The organism is Aliiglaciecola sp. M165 (assembly GCF_007197995.1).
In the GTDB taxonomy this organism is placed as follows: domain Bacteria; phylum Pseudomonadota; class Gammaproteobacteria; order Enterobacterales; family Alteromonadaceae; genus Aliiglaciecola.
On sequence record NZ_VKKH01000004.1, the window covers coordinates 161,006 to 174,896 of the forward strand.

The 13,891-nt window shown below is 42.0% G+C and carries 15 protein-coding genes; 9 read left to right on the top strand and 6 right to left on the bottom strand.

Features of this window, described 5'->3' with window-relative positions:
* Window positions 1–103 precede the first annotated feature (103 nt).
* The 8 genes from FM019_RS08065 to FM019_RS08100 all read left to right on the top strand — a co-directional run bounded on the left by FM019_RS08065 (window position 104) and on the right by FM019_RS08100 (window position 7,265).
* Complete coding sequence (locus FM019_RS08065) at window positions 104–673, top strand: RNA polymerase sigma factor (protein ID WP_143835414.1); 570 nt, start codon at window positions 104–106, stop codon at window positions 671–673.
* Window positions 670–1,503, top strand: a complete 834-nt coding sequence (locus tag FM019_RS08070; protein ID WP_143835415.1) for a hypothetical protein — start codon at window positions 670–672, stop codon at window positions 1,501–1,503. Before FM019_RS08065 ends, FM019_RS08070 begins: the two co-directional genes overlap by 4 nt.
* Window positions 1,504–1,529: 26 nt before the next feature.
* Window positions 1,530–2,378, top strand: a complete 849-nt coding sequence (locus tag FM019_RS08075) for a hypothetical protein (RefSeq protein WP_143835416.1) — start codon at window positions 1,530–1,532, stop codon at window positions 2,376–2,378.
* Between the two features lie 226 nt (window positions 2,379–2,604).
* Window positions 2,605–4,059, top strand: coding sequence for a bifunctional metallophosphatase/5'-nucleotidase (locus FM019_RS08080; protein ID WP_185969225.1), 1,455 nt, complete (start codon window positions 2,605–2,607; stop codon window positions 4,057–4,059).
* 7 nt (window positions 4,060–4,066) lie between these two features.
* A complete protein-coding gene (locus FM019_RS08085; RefSeq protein WP_143835418.1) occupies window positions 4,067–5,719 on the top strand; it encodes a diguanylate cyclase in 1,653 nt (550 codons plus the stop codon).
* 244 nt (window positions 5,720–5,963) lie between these two features.
* Entirely contained in the window at window positions 5,964–6,827 is an 864-nt protein-coding gene (locus FM019_RS08090) for an SPFH domain-containing protein (protein ID WP_143835419.1), read from the top strand.
* A gap of 10 nt (window positions 6,828–6,837) precedes the next feature.
* Entirely contained in the window at window positions 6,838–7,035 is a 198-nt protein-coding gene (locus FM019_RS08095) for a DUF4177 domain-containing protein (RefSeq protein ID WP_143835420.1), read from the top strand.
* A gap of 8 nt (window positions 7,036–7,043) precedes the next feature.
* On the top strand, window positions 7,044–7,265 hold the full coding sequence (locus tag FM019_RS08100; RefSeq protein ID WP_143835421.1) for a hypothetical protein: 222 nt from the start codon (window positions 7,044–7,046) through the stop codon (window positions 7,263–7,265).
* A 28-nt stretch (window positions 7,266–7,293) separates the two neighbouring features.
* Here FM019_RS08100 and FM019_RS08105 read toward each other — a convergent pair whose 3' ends face one another.
* From FM019_RS08105 to FM019_RS08115, 3 genes are all read right to left on the bottom strand, one after another.
* The gene (locus FM019_RS08105; protein WP_143835422.1) at window positions 7,294–8,073 is read right to left on the bottom strand and encodes a choice-of-anchor H family protein; all 780 of its coding nucleotides are present in this window, start codon (window positions 8,071–8,073) and stop codon (window positions 7,294–7,296) included.
* A 307-nt stretch (window positions 8,074–8,380) separates the two neighbouring features.
* Window positions 8,381–8,734 carry a ribonuclease E inhibitor RraB gene (gene rraB, locus FM019_RS08110; protein WP_143835423.1) on the bottom strand — a complete coding sequence of 118 codons (354 nt, stop codon included), beginning with the start codon at window positions 8,732–8,734 and terminating at the stop codon, window positions 8,381–8,383.
* A 55-nt stretch (window positions 8,735–8,789) separates the two neighbouring features.
* Complete coding sequence (locus tag FM019_RS08115) at window positions 8,790–9,515, bottom strand: 1-acylglycerol-3-phosphate O-acyltransferase (RefSeq protein WP_143835424.1); 726 nt, start codon at window positions 9,513–9,515, stop codon at window positions 8,790–8,792.
* A gap of 213 nt (window positions 9,516–9,728) precedes the next feature.
* Here FM019_RS08115 and FM019_RS08120 point away from each other — a divergent pair, with 213 nt between their 5' ends.
* Window positions 9,729–10,862 (top strand): HD-GYP domain-containing protein, encoded by a 1,134-nt coding sequence (locus FM019_RS08120; protein ID WP_143835425.1) that lies wholly within the window; start codon window positions 9,729–9,731, stop codon window positions 10,860–10,862.
* Between the two features lie 71 nt (window positions 10,863–10,933).
* Here FM019_RS08120 and FM019_RS08125 read toward each other — a convergent pair whose 3' ends face one another.
* The 3 genes from FM019_RS08125 to FM019_RS08135 all read right to left on the bottom strand — a co-directional run bounded on the left by FM019_RS08125 (window position 10,934) and on the right by FM019_RS08135 (window position 13,848).
* A complete protein-coding gene (locus FM019_RS08125; protein ID WP_143835426.1) occupies window positions 10,934–11,251 on the bottom strand; it encodes a hypothetical protein in 318 nt (105 codons plus the stop codon).
* Window positions 11,252–11,632: 381 nt separating this feature from the next.
* Window positions 11,633–12,130, bottom strand: coding sequence for an acetolactate synthase small subunit (gene ilvN / locus FM019_RS08130; RefSeq protein WP_143835427.1), 498 nt, complete (start codon window positions 12,128–12,130; stop codon window positions 11,633–11,635).
* A complete protein-coding gene (locus FM019_RS08135; protein WP_143835428.1) occupies window positions 12,130–13,848 on the bottom strand; it encodes an acetolactate synthase 3 large subunit in 1,719 nt (572 codons plus the stop codon). Before FM019_RS08135 ends, ilvN begins: the two co-directional genes overlap by 1 nt.
* Between the last annotated feature and the right edge of the window lie 43 nt (window positions 13,849–13,891).

Consider the following 13,891-nt stretch of genomic DNA (forward strand, 5'->3'; position numbering starts at 1 on the left):
AAAGCGAGAAATAAAAATTAATTTCATTTTAAATTCAACTTTTTGAAAAAAGTGCTGTAGTTATTCAAGAGAATTAAATTTAACGCATTCAACCAGGAACACAATGACAGAAGAATGCCAGCTAATGTTGCTTGTTCAACAAGGCCAACTGGACAAATTAGCGCCGCTTTTTGAAGCATACAAGGTCAGATTGTTTAACTATTTTTTGCAGCGCGGGCATAGCCGAAGCGCGAGTGAAGATTTGGTGCAGGAAACCTTTACAAAAGTTTTGGCATATCGGGATAGCTTCGGTGCTCAGGGTACATTCCGCAGTTGGCTTTACGGTGTGGCTAGGAATACTGCCGTTGATCACTATCGAAAACACAAACAAAGCGATCAACACGAATCCTTAGATGCACAGCAACCTTCTACTGAAAGTGGTGAAGGTAATGACTTGACAGAGAAGCTACACAAGGCACAACAGCAGGATATTTTTCAACGCTGTTTGGCACAGATATCGGTGCAAGACAGCGAAATTATCTTACTCAGTCGTGTACATCAACTGAAATACGAGGACATCGCCATGTTACTGGGCTGCAACGTCAATACGTTGAAATCAAAAATGCAGGCAGCGCTCAATCGATTGCACCAAAAATATCAAGATTTAACGAATGAGGGAGACCCTTCATCATGAACAAACAACAAATTTTAGAAAGTAAAATCGCGCAACTTTGTGGTGAGCAATATGTGCCTATCGACAGTGCAGGAGAAGCACTTATCGAACAAAATCCAGAACTTAAACAGGAAATCGCCTTTCTAGAAGCGATTTGGCATCCAAATACTGTGTCACTGCAACAGCCCTCTGCTGATCTAGACTTGGGCTTTTACAAAATGTTAGCCAGTGCCCAGTCCGCTCAGGCAAGATATCCATCCATACCGACGGCAGAATCGAGTGCAGTAAGCACAAAGGTCGACCTCTTATTCAGTCGAATTAAGCGTTGGTTCACACCTCAACACATTGCACAATTTGCCTCACTAGTTGTTGTTTTCATGCTTGGGTTTTATCTGAACAGTAGCGAAAGTGATCGCGCTTCAAGTCTGCAGCTAGATGCACTTAATGAACAAGTATCGTCGCTTAATACCATGATGGCGATTTCATTGTTGCAGCAACCCAATGCCAGTGAGCGGTTAGCAGGTGTGGCGTTTACCCAAAAAGCCAATTTACACCATCAAGAATTGTCTAATTTAATGCTGCAAACTCTGCGAAACGATAGTGCAACACCGGTCAAACTGGCCATCATTAATGCTCTGTCAGCTAACGCCATCGACAGCTTTGAGCTGGCATTGCTCGAGATTATTCAAGCAGAAAACAATGTTCTTGTGCAAATAGAGTTGAGTCGTTTGCTGTATTCACAGGGGTCGCCTTCGACAATACAAGCACTTTTAGAATTGGGTAAGCAAGAGCAATTGCATCCGGACTTGCGCCAGTGGATCAATGACATCAAAGCGACAGCATCGACATAGATCAGACATCGATTAGGAGAAGTAATATGAAAATCGTTATAGCCTCGTTAGTTGCTGCACTAGCACTAACCTGTATGCCTTCTGTAGGCAAAGAAAAAGAGTACCAAGTTGATTTGTCTAAACCTGGGGAACCTGTCAACTTAAATGTTGACGTCTATTACGGTTCGGTGAATGTTCAAGGTTACGATGGTGAAGAGATCATTGTTATGGTCAATGCCCGAGCTGATTTACCCAAAGAAAGCGATGTGAAGGAAAAACATCAACAGTACACCCGTCAGCAACAGAAGAACCCACCACGCTCTTCTGAAGGCCTACGCAAAATTAGTAGCAACGCATTACAGGTCAGTATTAGAGAGTCTAATAATCGCGTTTATATTGAAAGTGAACGATCGGACAAATTTGTCGAAATCCTTGTGCGAGTCCCTAAACGTGCCTCCGTGTCGGCAGAGGTGTATCGTGGTGGCGAAATCAACATTGACAACATTACTGGTGCTTTGGAATTAGAAACCTGGCGAGCTGGAATTGTTGCTAAGGGAGTGACTGGACCAATAGTTGCCGAAACTTACGACTCTGATATCGTTGTCGCGTTTAGCCAATTCAGTGAGCAAAACCCGTCGTCAATAGCTAGTCACAGTGGCAATATCGATGTCACTTTATCGAACAAAAGCAAAGCGAAAATAAAACTGCAAAACTATAAGGGCGAAATTTATTCTGGGCTGAGTGCTGATTTTGTTTCGGAAGATCAAGTTAAACGTAACGCAGATCGTTCCGGACAAGAAATTGTTATTGGAAGCATGTTAGCCGCAACTGTCAATGGAGGGGAACAAACGTTAACCCTCGTTTCCTATAGCGGTGACTTTTACCTGCGCCAATAGCTTGGTCAGTGTGAATTTTTAAACTGATACAGCGAATAGTTAAAAAACTTACAATAACATCCCAACAGAGCCATATTCTTTGATAAGCTTTTAATTCTAAAGCTAACAATTAATATGGCCTATGCTCGGACGGGACTTCATGCAGGTTTATTCAACAAGGGTTGTTATACCTAACCTTTACATCAAGATTGCAACGATGCTACCAGTTTTCGTCTGGATATTGGCCATGTTGTTAATTCCAGCCCAAAGCGCCCATGGACAACAAAAACAAGCCAAGTTAATTTTTGCGGCAGACATGCCAATTATCAGTGATAATAGCCAAGGCACCTACCCAAAACTCGGTACCGCACTGTACTTGTATCGGCAAAGCAATATCCCCACTTTTTTCCTGTTTGGCGGCAACAGTCTCGGCCCAAGCCCAATGTCTACTTACGACAGTGGTTCCCATATTGTTGATTTACTCAATAGTCTAGAGCCCGACGCCATGGGAGTGACAAAAAGAGAATATAGTTATTACGAGGAACAACTTTCATTGAGAGCCTATGAAGCCGGCTTTCCAATGATCGCTTCCAATTTATATGATCCCTTAAACCAAGCGATGCAAGATGGTCTGGTTAAATCGGTTCTATTGGACAGAGGAGGCATCAAACTTGGCATTCTCGCAGTGATTGATCCTGCAGCCAAAAAGCAGTATTTGTTGCAGCGCATCGAAATACTCGACGTCGAAGAGAGCTTGAGGAAAGAATCAAAAAAGCTTCGACAACAAGGCGCAGATATTATTGCGGTCATGCATGGGAAAATTTTCCCGGAGATCGAAGAGCTCATCGTCGAGGGTATTATCGATTTAAGTTTGGTCAAAGATCGCTACTCAACCGCCCGCCCAACACTCTCATCACCTTTTGATGCACAAGCTGTGTTTTTGACAGAACCTGGCGATATAGCAGTCGTTAACATGGCCGTTAGTGAAAACACCAAGCAAATTTCGTGGCAGAAGGAGTCCATTCTGTCACTGCAAGAAGAACCAAATATTGCAGAGCTTCGGGATGACTATGCAAAACGCCTAAATCGATTGATGAATTTACCTCTGGCAAAAGTAGAGACGCCGTTCAACACATTGAGAAACGAAGTCCGTTCAAATGAGAGTGCCTTCGGAAATCTTGTCACCGACGCTATGGTTGAATTGACACAATCTGATATTGCGTTGATCAACAGCGGTATTATCAGAGGCGATCGTTATTACCAAACTGGTGAGGCATTTACGCGCAAAAGTTTAGCAACAGAACTGCCGTTCAGATCTGGTTTGATTGTCGTAGAAATTGATGGCGCCAGTTTACTTCAGGCAATTGAAGATTCCCTTGATGAATATCATTTAAACAAAGGGAAATTTCCTCAGGTGGCCAACATGCAGATCACCTTCGATAGTCAGCGACCTGTGAATGAACGACTTGTCTCTATCACCATTGATGGCAAGCCGATATCTCCTAAAAAGACCTACAAACTGGCAACAACGGATTATTTGCATGATGGTGGTGATGGGTATGTCAGTTTTACGAATATGCCCGTGATTGCAAAATATAGCGAACCATTAGTTACCATAGCTGAAGTTGTTAGATACAAATTAAGCCGTGAGAAAATAATTAATTCAATTGAACAGCAACGCATCGTCAATATTGGTGAATGATTTAAGCATGACGGTTTTAAACAAGAATCAACAAAACAAACGCGCCAAAAGACACTCTCTTAGATTTGTCTTCACCTTGTCACTTAGCGCCTTGTTCTTTTTATTTTCAGGGGTTACCACCTTTACTTTTTATCGTTTGGTGCAAACTAATCAGGTGTTTAAGCAGATGGCAGACACCTCCATACCTCGAATATTGGAGTTTGAAAAAATATCCAATATTGCCAGTGAGTTGAGGCACTATACAGAAAAGCTATCCAGTGCCAGAAACCCTCCTTCATTAAGGATCGCCAGGGCGCAGACGAACGCAAAGGTGCAGGAAATAAGTGAGTTGTTTTATAAGGTTAATTTTGATTCGATTACCGTGGCGGAATTTGCCACCATTTCAGATGAGCTCATAGAATTATCAAATTTAGTTGCCAAGCGCTTACTAATTGTCGACCAGCTAAAAGAATCTGAGCAACAAATATATGACTTGTTGACACGATTTGCCAATTTGGACTCCGAAGGGTTTAGTGATACGTTCAATCGCAATTGGACGAAGCAGTACTCGGACTTATTTGCTTTGGTTACCAAGAGCCTAACACTGACACAGCTCAATGAACTTCGATTGCTGAAAAGTCAAATTTCCGCTTCGGTAGAAAACTTACCCGCTTCTTCTTCATTTCCTACTCTACTAGCGCAATCAAGAATAAATGACATGTACAAAGATTTTCATTTATTTGTCTTGTCGGAAAAAGGACTGATAAATCAGCGAATGGAACAACTTAGGATCGAAGGCAGAGCAGTTGGGCGAGGCCACTTTACGGTCAATCTGGTTTCTGACTTTGCTCGTTCAGTACGTTTCCAAGCTTCACTGATTAGCCAAGACGTTTTAGCAGAATCCATCGAAAAAAATAGAGCGATAGACCAGCAAGTGAACATCATATCTATCTCTTTGGGAATTTCGCTGCTGATTTTGTTTGCCATCACATGGTTTCTTAAGTCGAGAGTCATCAACCGATTAACAGAACTAGACAGCATGGTCCGAGGCAAAATTGGTATGGAGAGCACAAAAATAGAAATAGGTGGAAATGACGAAATTTCAGATATTGCTGAAACTTTCCAAAAATTTACTCAAAAAATTGAAGCGCAACAGGAAGAACTATCAAAGTTAGTGCTATTAGATGGATTAACCGGGATTGCCAACAGAAGAGCCTTTGATCAAGAGTGGGCAAAACAATATTCTCAAGCAAAACGATTTGATCAAAGCTTATCGATACTTATCATCGACGTAGACTTTTTCAAAAACTTTAACGACTTATATGGCCATCAAATGGGTGATGACACCTTAAAAGTGATCGCTGGGATATTCAAAAATAGGCTAAAACGCGATATCGATCTTGTCGCACGTTACGGTGGTGAAGAGTTTGCTGTAATCCTGCCAAATACTGACCAGGCAGGCGCCAAAACAGTGGCAAATTCGCTCAGAGAATCTGTTGAGAATATCGCTATCAAACATGAAAGCAGTGAAGTCTCCGACGTCGTCACGGTTAGTATTGGTTTCGCCACGATGACTGAAGAATCCGCAAAGACAATAACGGCAGATGAGTTGATTAAACAAGCTGACATGGCGCTGTATTGTGCGAAAAAACTAGGTAGAAATCGAGCGGAGCAAGCTTAAAAAGCCTGGTTAAACTCGGGGTATGTCCTTATACTTTCTAGCACTGCAATTAGCGTCCGACGCTAAAACTTTACCCCTTTAAGTTCTCATAATTCGCGCCACTGTAGCTGACTTTAGTGTCACCTAATTCTTTTATTCCTCATCGCAACTTGGCCATTCCCTTAATTCATCAATGCTTGCAATAACCAAATTCACGATCTATTATGATATCAATTTGATATCACTTTGTATGAGGAGAAACAGCATGGTGAATGAAAAACAAGGATTTTCAGCAAATGGTTATGTTGCAATTATTATTTGGCTAGTCGCCTTACTAGTGGGATTTACAATGATGAGCAACGTCAACGCCCCATTTAATATTTCTGAAGTTATCATTTTGATATACATGATCGCTGTCTTAGGTTGCCTGGCAGGATTCTTTATGGTCCAACCTAACCAAGGCAAAGTATTGACGTTATTTGGAAGCTACGTGGGCACAGAAAAGCGCAATGGGTTGCGTTGGACCATACCCTTTTTTATGCGTAAATCCATCTCACTAAGAATTCGTAATTTCGAAAGTGGCAAAATTAAAGTCAACGACAATTTGGGCAATCCGATTGAAATAGCGACCATTGTTGTTTGGTCAGTGACCGATACTGCAGAAGCAGTGTTTGAAGTGGATGATTATGAAAGCTATGTCACTATTCAGAGTGAATCGGCGTTGAGAAATCTAACCAGCACTTATTCCTATGATCCTCAAAATGAGGAAGACATATCATTACGTAGTCATCCTGTAGAGGTTTCTGAAAATCTAAAACGAGAAATACAAGACCGACTAGGCAAAGCTGGCGTTACTGTGCACGAAGCACGAATAAGCCACCTCGCCTATGCACAGGAAATCGCTAGCGCAATGTTACAACGCCAACAAGCAACAGCGATTATCGCCGCACGAAATAAAATTGTTGAAGGAGCTGTGGGCATGGTAGAGATGGCACTGGATCGTCTCAAAGAAAAGAATGTCGTAGAATTAGATGAAGAGCGAAAAGCAGCGATGGTTAGCAACCTGCTAGTCGTTTTATGTGCAGACAAGAGCACTCAGCCTATCGTCAACACAGGAACTATCTATTAAGGAATAAACAATGAGCTGGGAATACAAGATCATTGATATTGCTGCAAAACAAAAAGGATTGTTTAACAGCAGTTGGGAAACGCAAGAGGTAGAAAACTACCTTAACGAGCTTGGTCGAAACGGTTGGGAGTTAGTGAGCTTTTCTCCACCCAACATGACTGGGTTTGGCAGCAAAGCATTCAGCGCCGTGTTAAAACGGCCTAAATAGAAGAGGATATTGTGGCCAAAAAAGCCTATCCATTAAGGATCAACGAAGATGTACTCGCCGCAATGCAACGCTGGTCTGACGATGAGTTACGCAGCCTCAATGCTCAAATCGAATATGTGTTGAGAGAGGCATTAGTTAAAAGTGGCCGAGTTAAACTGGTTCAACAAGCTGTCACTCAGGTTGTTGAACAAACCGTTGATTTAGAGCAAAACCAAAAAAAGGGAGGCTAATGCCTCCCGAAAATCTTACCTAACCTGACTAACTTTTTGTGAAGAGGATCCTCCGCATTAGTACAGGAATCAACAGCAAGGCAAGAATTCCAAAACTTCCACCAGATTCAGTTACTACGACCACCGTATCAACTTCTTCGAAACTTTTACTTTCAAGGGTCAAAAGGGTTAGGTCCGCGTCATTAAATCCATCAAATGTGGCGACTAAACTGTCATCAAACCCGTCGTATAACTCGATTAGCAATTCATAGTCCCCGCTGGGGAAACCACTCAATAAATCACTTTCGACCACAAAGCTATCAGTGCTTGAATCACCATTAATAATAAACAGTGAGGTGGTATGATATTCTTCAAACACGCTACCTCGTGTTAAGTACAACCTAGCGTAGACTTCTGCTTCGCTGTAAACAGTATCGGCATCAAATTCAACGGTAAAGGTTGAATAATAGCCATCAAAATCTTCGTCAACATTGAAGGTGACAAACGCATCATAAATCCAAAAATCAGGGTCAGGCACTGAAGTACGCAAGTCTTTATCAAAGGGCTTGGAAAGAGGCGCAGCCAATTGCTTGGCCTGATGTTTACTGAGCTTTCCAGCCGTTCCCTCCAAAGACGTAGGTTTATCGCTTCCAGTCATTCCTTTCTTAGTAACCCCTTTCTTAGTAACTATGGCAAGTTGTTGGCCATGTTGTGACTCTTTAGATGATACGCTGATCTGCTCAGTTCGAGTCGACTCCTGGGCGTTGACCACTTGGGTAAATGGCACGCTAGATAAAAACAAAAAACTTAGCAATGTAAATCGAGTCATGAGACCTCCAGTTGAGCTTTTCCTTAATTCTTAAGTGTATTGTGACAAGACAAAGATGAATAAAAGCTGAAGACAAACTTAACCGCTAAAAAATATTCTGATGAGAATAAGATGAGGTAAGGAAAATTTCTCAATCCAGGATCTGGGGTGAATGATGTAGAAGTGAGCGCTGCATGACTTGCAGCGCGAGACTCAGAAAATATAAGTAGCCGCAACTCTATGTATAGACTCCACCACTCCAGCTTAGCTACAGTGGTGGAGTCTATACATCGAATTGAGATTAAGTAGTTAAATCGTCAGGCTACGATTACTCGATAAAATATGTTCCCCAGCCGTCGTAATGAATACTGTGTTTGTCGGCGATGGTTAATAGAGCGTCAGTATCTTTATTGATCGCATCAATATCCAACATACGTTCAGCAACAGCATCAAAGCAGAATATGGTCCCACCATCATCCAGCATCAATTCTTCAGCGTCACCGACCTCAAAACCGGCTTTAAATGCGTCTACGGCTGCTTTCTCTAACACATCAAAATTCGCATGAGCAAAATGATATTCAATAGTGTGAGGTAAGCTTTTGTTGCTGCCATCTTCTATCAAAGCGTCAACGGTCTCTTGATTAAACTCATACCATTCCTGTTTTTCTTGTTCATTGCTCATCAAAGATATCCTTGAAAATTTTATTCATTTAAAGATGACAAAAGGTATGCCTAATCTATTGAACTTTGTCTAGTTGCGCAACTTGCTCATCAAGGTCACTGATTTTAGCCGCCATTGAAGTGCGGAAATAGTCAGCCCATTGTTTGGCATCTTTGCTGTCATCAACAACAACAGGTTCACACAGCTCAATGAGTAAGGTGCCATTATTCCAACGATTGAGCTTGATTTTATTTTGCAAATTGCTGGTGCATACCATCACTACCGGTTCATTGACCGCTTGGGCGATTCTAAACGCACCCGTTTTAAATGGCAGTAAACCACGACCACGACTTCGTGTTCCTTCGGGGAAGAAGTACACTGACAAACGTCGTTTGTTGATCTTTTCAACTGTTTGCGCGAGGGTGTCATGGGCCCTGCCCTTGTTTTTTCGATCAATAAGAATATTACCCGATAGCCAATAAAGCCAGCCAAAGACTGGGATCCAGATTAGGCTTTTTTTACCTACTGTGACTACGCCTTTTTGCGCTGACAAGCAAACCGTGATCAGATCATAACTATTTTGATGATTGGCGATGAACACATAAGGACCGCCATGTTTTACTGAATCCGGTACTCTTAATTCAACTTTCACACCCACCATTTTGGACATGACGCCATACACTTTGCCAATAACGTAAACGTTATCCCGATGAAATGGACGCAGAACACACATCAATATCAACAGAAGATTGGCGAAAATAAAATATATAAAAATGGAGACGATGCGAATTAAAGCTAACACGTGTACTCTCAAAATTTTGACCGGCGCTGAGTATACATCGTTTCTTTTGGATGCCAAATTCAATACGACAAAATCCACCGCTCGTCTGATGAGTTTCTGTTAAAGCATACATTGACATGCTAAGGTCAAATCATAAGCTAAAGTTAATACACCGTGGCCGATAAAAAGACGTCATGCGCACAGCGCCAATTTAAAACGAGGTGATCCTTTCCAATGCAAACGTTTACTCCTGAAGACTTAGATGACGATATTCTTAACGACCTTCTCGAAGAGATTAACGAACTTTACGAGGCAAGCGAGCAGACCTTGATTGAATTGGAATTGCGTCCAGAAGACAATGAACTTCAACGTTCTTTATTTCGCTCTGTACACACTATTAAAGGGGACCTAGGTCTCGTCAGCTTCTCCCCTATGATCCCGCTTTTGCAGCATGTGGAAGACTTGCTGGACTATTTGCGAAAAGGCCAGATTAAGTACACAAGTACCATGAGTGATTTGGTGCTGCTGACAATGGATAGGGTTAAAATATTCGTCGAAGGCTGTTTCAAAAAAGGCAAAGCTGAATATGACCCTGAATTGTACAAATTGCTTGTCAGTCACGTATCAAAAATTTCGCCAGAAAACCCTACCCAACATGAGAAATTGCTTGCAGATGCAGTCCTGTTGCTTGATCCAAGTCTTGACCTTGGTCAAGAAGATGCAGAACAAGATGCAACACCTTCTAGATCCGTTACTTTAGCAAATACTGGTATTCCAAAAGGCTTGAGCAGTGAAAAGCAAATGGATGTACTGTTTTTCCGAGAAATCATGAAACCTATTGAGCGTCGTTCAATGTATTGGGAAGGCAGAGGTGACCGGATCGCAAAACTCGCATTTTATATTAACAATCTCGCGGACAAACCAATTGAAGAGGACCAGCTTGCTGTTGCTTGTTATGTGCATGACTTTGGTATGGCATTTATGCCACTCAAAATTTTGCATAAACAAGACAAATTGACAGAGAACGAATTTAACCTAATGCGCTCACATGTATATAAAAGCTCGCGCTTGCTCGAGCATCTGGATCAATGGAATGGTGCTCGTAAAATCGTGATGCAACACCACGAGCGGATTGACGGTAGTGGTTATCCACTTGGGATCAAAGAAAAAGAGATATGCGATGGTGCCAGGTTACTTGCTATCTTGGACACTTTTGACGCACTCACTCACTCGCGTGCTCACACGGGTCATGTCAAGCGCCCCAAAAAGAAAGCCGTAATTGAAATTAATCGCGTCGCTGAAGGTCAGTTTTGTAAAACTTGGATGGGCCACTTTAATCGCGGTATGGCAGCGCTGTTAACTAAATAAACTCGCTACTTACAGAAAGGTTAACGAGCTGGCTTATTTTACTGCGCCAGCTCGTCGAAGGTTACTCACAATTACGCCTTGGTGCTGATGAACGAGTCAATAGCAGTTGCTTTGCGAGACTGTGCGAAATCTACAAGGTCTTGACCAGCACAGGTTACACTGTTGGATTCAAGTACACGGTTAAGAACACGTTTTTGTGACGAACCTAATTCACCAACAAAACGGTTCAAAGCGATCTTGAACAATTTTACATCATTGTTGATTACGGCTTTACAAAATGGCGCGAAGTGAGTGTCACCAACATACTTAACGTTCGCTGGAGCATTAGATGCTGAAGCTGTGAACGAAACCGCTGCTGAGAACAAAGTTGCTAGAATTACTTTTTTCATATCAATACCTCTTAAATAATAAAATTGAAATGCATGGTTTATCTAACCAGCGAGAGATATTGTAATTTAATTACAAATTATTGTTGTTTTATTACTGTTTAAGTTAGTTTAAATTGATGTAAACGATAGTCAAAACCACACAGTAAAAATCGTAAACATTTGTATTTAAATGATTTATACTAAATCCAATATAACGTAATAGAATATTCTTAAACCTATTACGTCTAAAAAGGTATGTAATTTTATTACATATTATCGCAATAATTAGTGAAACTTTCAGAATTGTTAAAAAATTTAACCTAAATCCAGGGGTTTTCTATGTAAATCCAATAAAAAAGCAGCCACTAGAGGCTGCTTTTCGGGAAAATAACCGTTCACATTTTATAAGCGTAGGACTTTTTCACCTCTTGCTAAACCACAGACTCCCGTTCTTGAAGATTCAATAACTTCAGTCTGTTGAGACATCGCTTGCGAAAACGAATCCAATTTGTCACTAGTTCCAGTTATTTGAATTGTGTAATTCTTAGCGTCGACATCAACGATTTGGGCTCTGAAAATATCAACGGTGCGATTTACTTCAGAACGCACAGCATCAGTTTTTGCAGAAACCTTGATTAACATTAGCTCCCTTTCAACATGAGTGCCTTCTGTTAAGTCGGTGACTTTCAACACATCGATTAGTTTATTCACTTGCTTGGTGATTTGTTCAATCACTTTATCGTCACCATGTGTCACTATGGTTAGGCGAGATAAACTGCCATCTGTTGTTGGTGCAACACAGAGTGAGTCGACGTTATACCCTCTTTGCGAGAACACACCAACGATTCTAGACAATGCGCCGGGTTCATTTTCCATTAATACTGAAATGATTCGTCTCATTAAGTGCGCTCCGTCTTGCTAAGTCTCATATCATCCATAGCACCATATTTTATTTGCATGGGGTAAACGTGTTCATTTTGATCAACTGAGATATCCATAAAGACCAATCGGTCTTTCTCTGCAAAACAACGCTGCATTGCATCGTCGAGTTCAGATGGATGGTCCACTTTGATCCCAACATGGCCGTAGGCTTCCGCCAATTTAACAAAATCCGGCATCGAATCCATATAGGAATGGGAATGACGCCCTTTGTATATCATATCCTGCCATTGGCGCACCATGCCCAGAGCGCGGTTATTCAACGAGATTATTTTTACTGGCAAGTTGTATTGCAAGCAGGTTGACAACTCCTGAATATTCATCTGAATACTGCCGTCACCCGTGATCACTAACGAAACCGCATCAGGATTTGCCATCTGCACACCCATCGCGGCAGGTAATCCAAAGCCCATGGTGCCGAGTCCGCCAGAGTTGATCCATCTGCGTGGTTTGGCAAAAGGATAATACAAGGCTGCAAACATTTGATGTTGCCCCACATCAGAGCTAACAAATGCATCACCGTTAGTGTGTTTGTATACTGACTCAACCACTTGCTGGGGCTTTATTACTTCGCTACTAGTCTGATAATGCAAACACTTGCGCGCCCGCCACTGATCAATTTGTTTCCACCAGTCAGCCAGTTTTGCCGGTTGTTCAGACAAGTCTTGATTCTCAAGTTGTTTAAGTACTTGTTCTAATACTTTGTCTACGGACCCCACAACAGGGATATGCACAGCAACCGTTTTTGAAATTGACGCGGGGTCGATATCCACATGAATAATCGTTGCGTGTGGACAAAACTTGCTGACATTGTTTGTTACTCGGTCATCGAACCTTGCACCTAAAGCGAATATGCAATCAGCATTGTGCATGGTTTTATTGGCCTCAAGGGTGCCGTGCATACCAAGCATGCCAACAAATTGTTCATGTATACCAGAAAACGCACCTAAGCCCATCAATGTTGACGTTACGGGCGCATTAAGCTTTTCAGCTAACTGGGTAATCAATTCCGAGGCTTCAGAAGTAATCGCTCCTCCACCAACATAAAGTACAGGGCGTTTAGCGCCAAGTAAGGTTTCTACCGTTTTCTTGATTTGTTTGCTGTGCCCTTTAAGCGTTGGATTGTATGAACGCATCGTCACATCATTTGGATATTGATACGGATGTTCGTCAAGAATACTGACCAAATCCTTAGGTAAATCCACCACAACAGGTCCAGGGCGTCCTGTGTTAGCAATGTAGTAGGCTTTGGCAATAGCTTTAGGAATATCCTCTGCGCGTTTAACTAAAAAACTGTGCTTAACGATAGGACGCGAACAACCCACCATATCAGTTTCTTGGAATGCGTCTTCGCCAATGTGCATGGAAGGAACCTGTCCAGACAACACAACCATAGGAATCGAATCCATGTAGGCGGTAGCAATGCCGGTAATCGTGTTTGTTGCCCCAGGCCCAGAAGTAACAAGAACTGTACCTGTCTTACCTGTCGAACGGGCATAACCGTCTGCCATATGTGCTGCAGCTTGTTCGTGGCGGACGAGTACATGTTTGACATCATCTTGTGCATAAAGCGCATCATAAATATCAAGAACGGCTCCACCAGGGTAACCGAATACATGTGTGACTCCCGAATCTTTGAGCGCGCGAACAACCATCGCTGCTCCTGACATCATTTCCACCAGCGTTCCTCCTAGGGACAAAACAATTAAATTCTAATTTAAG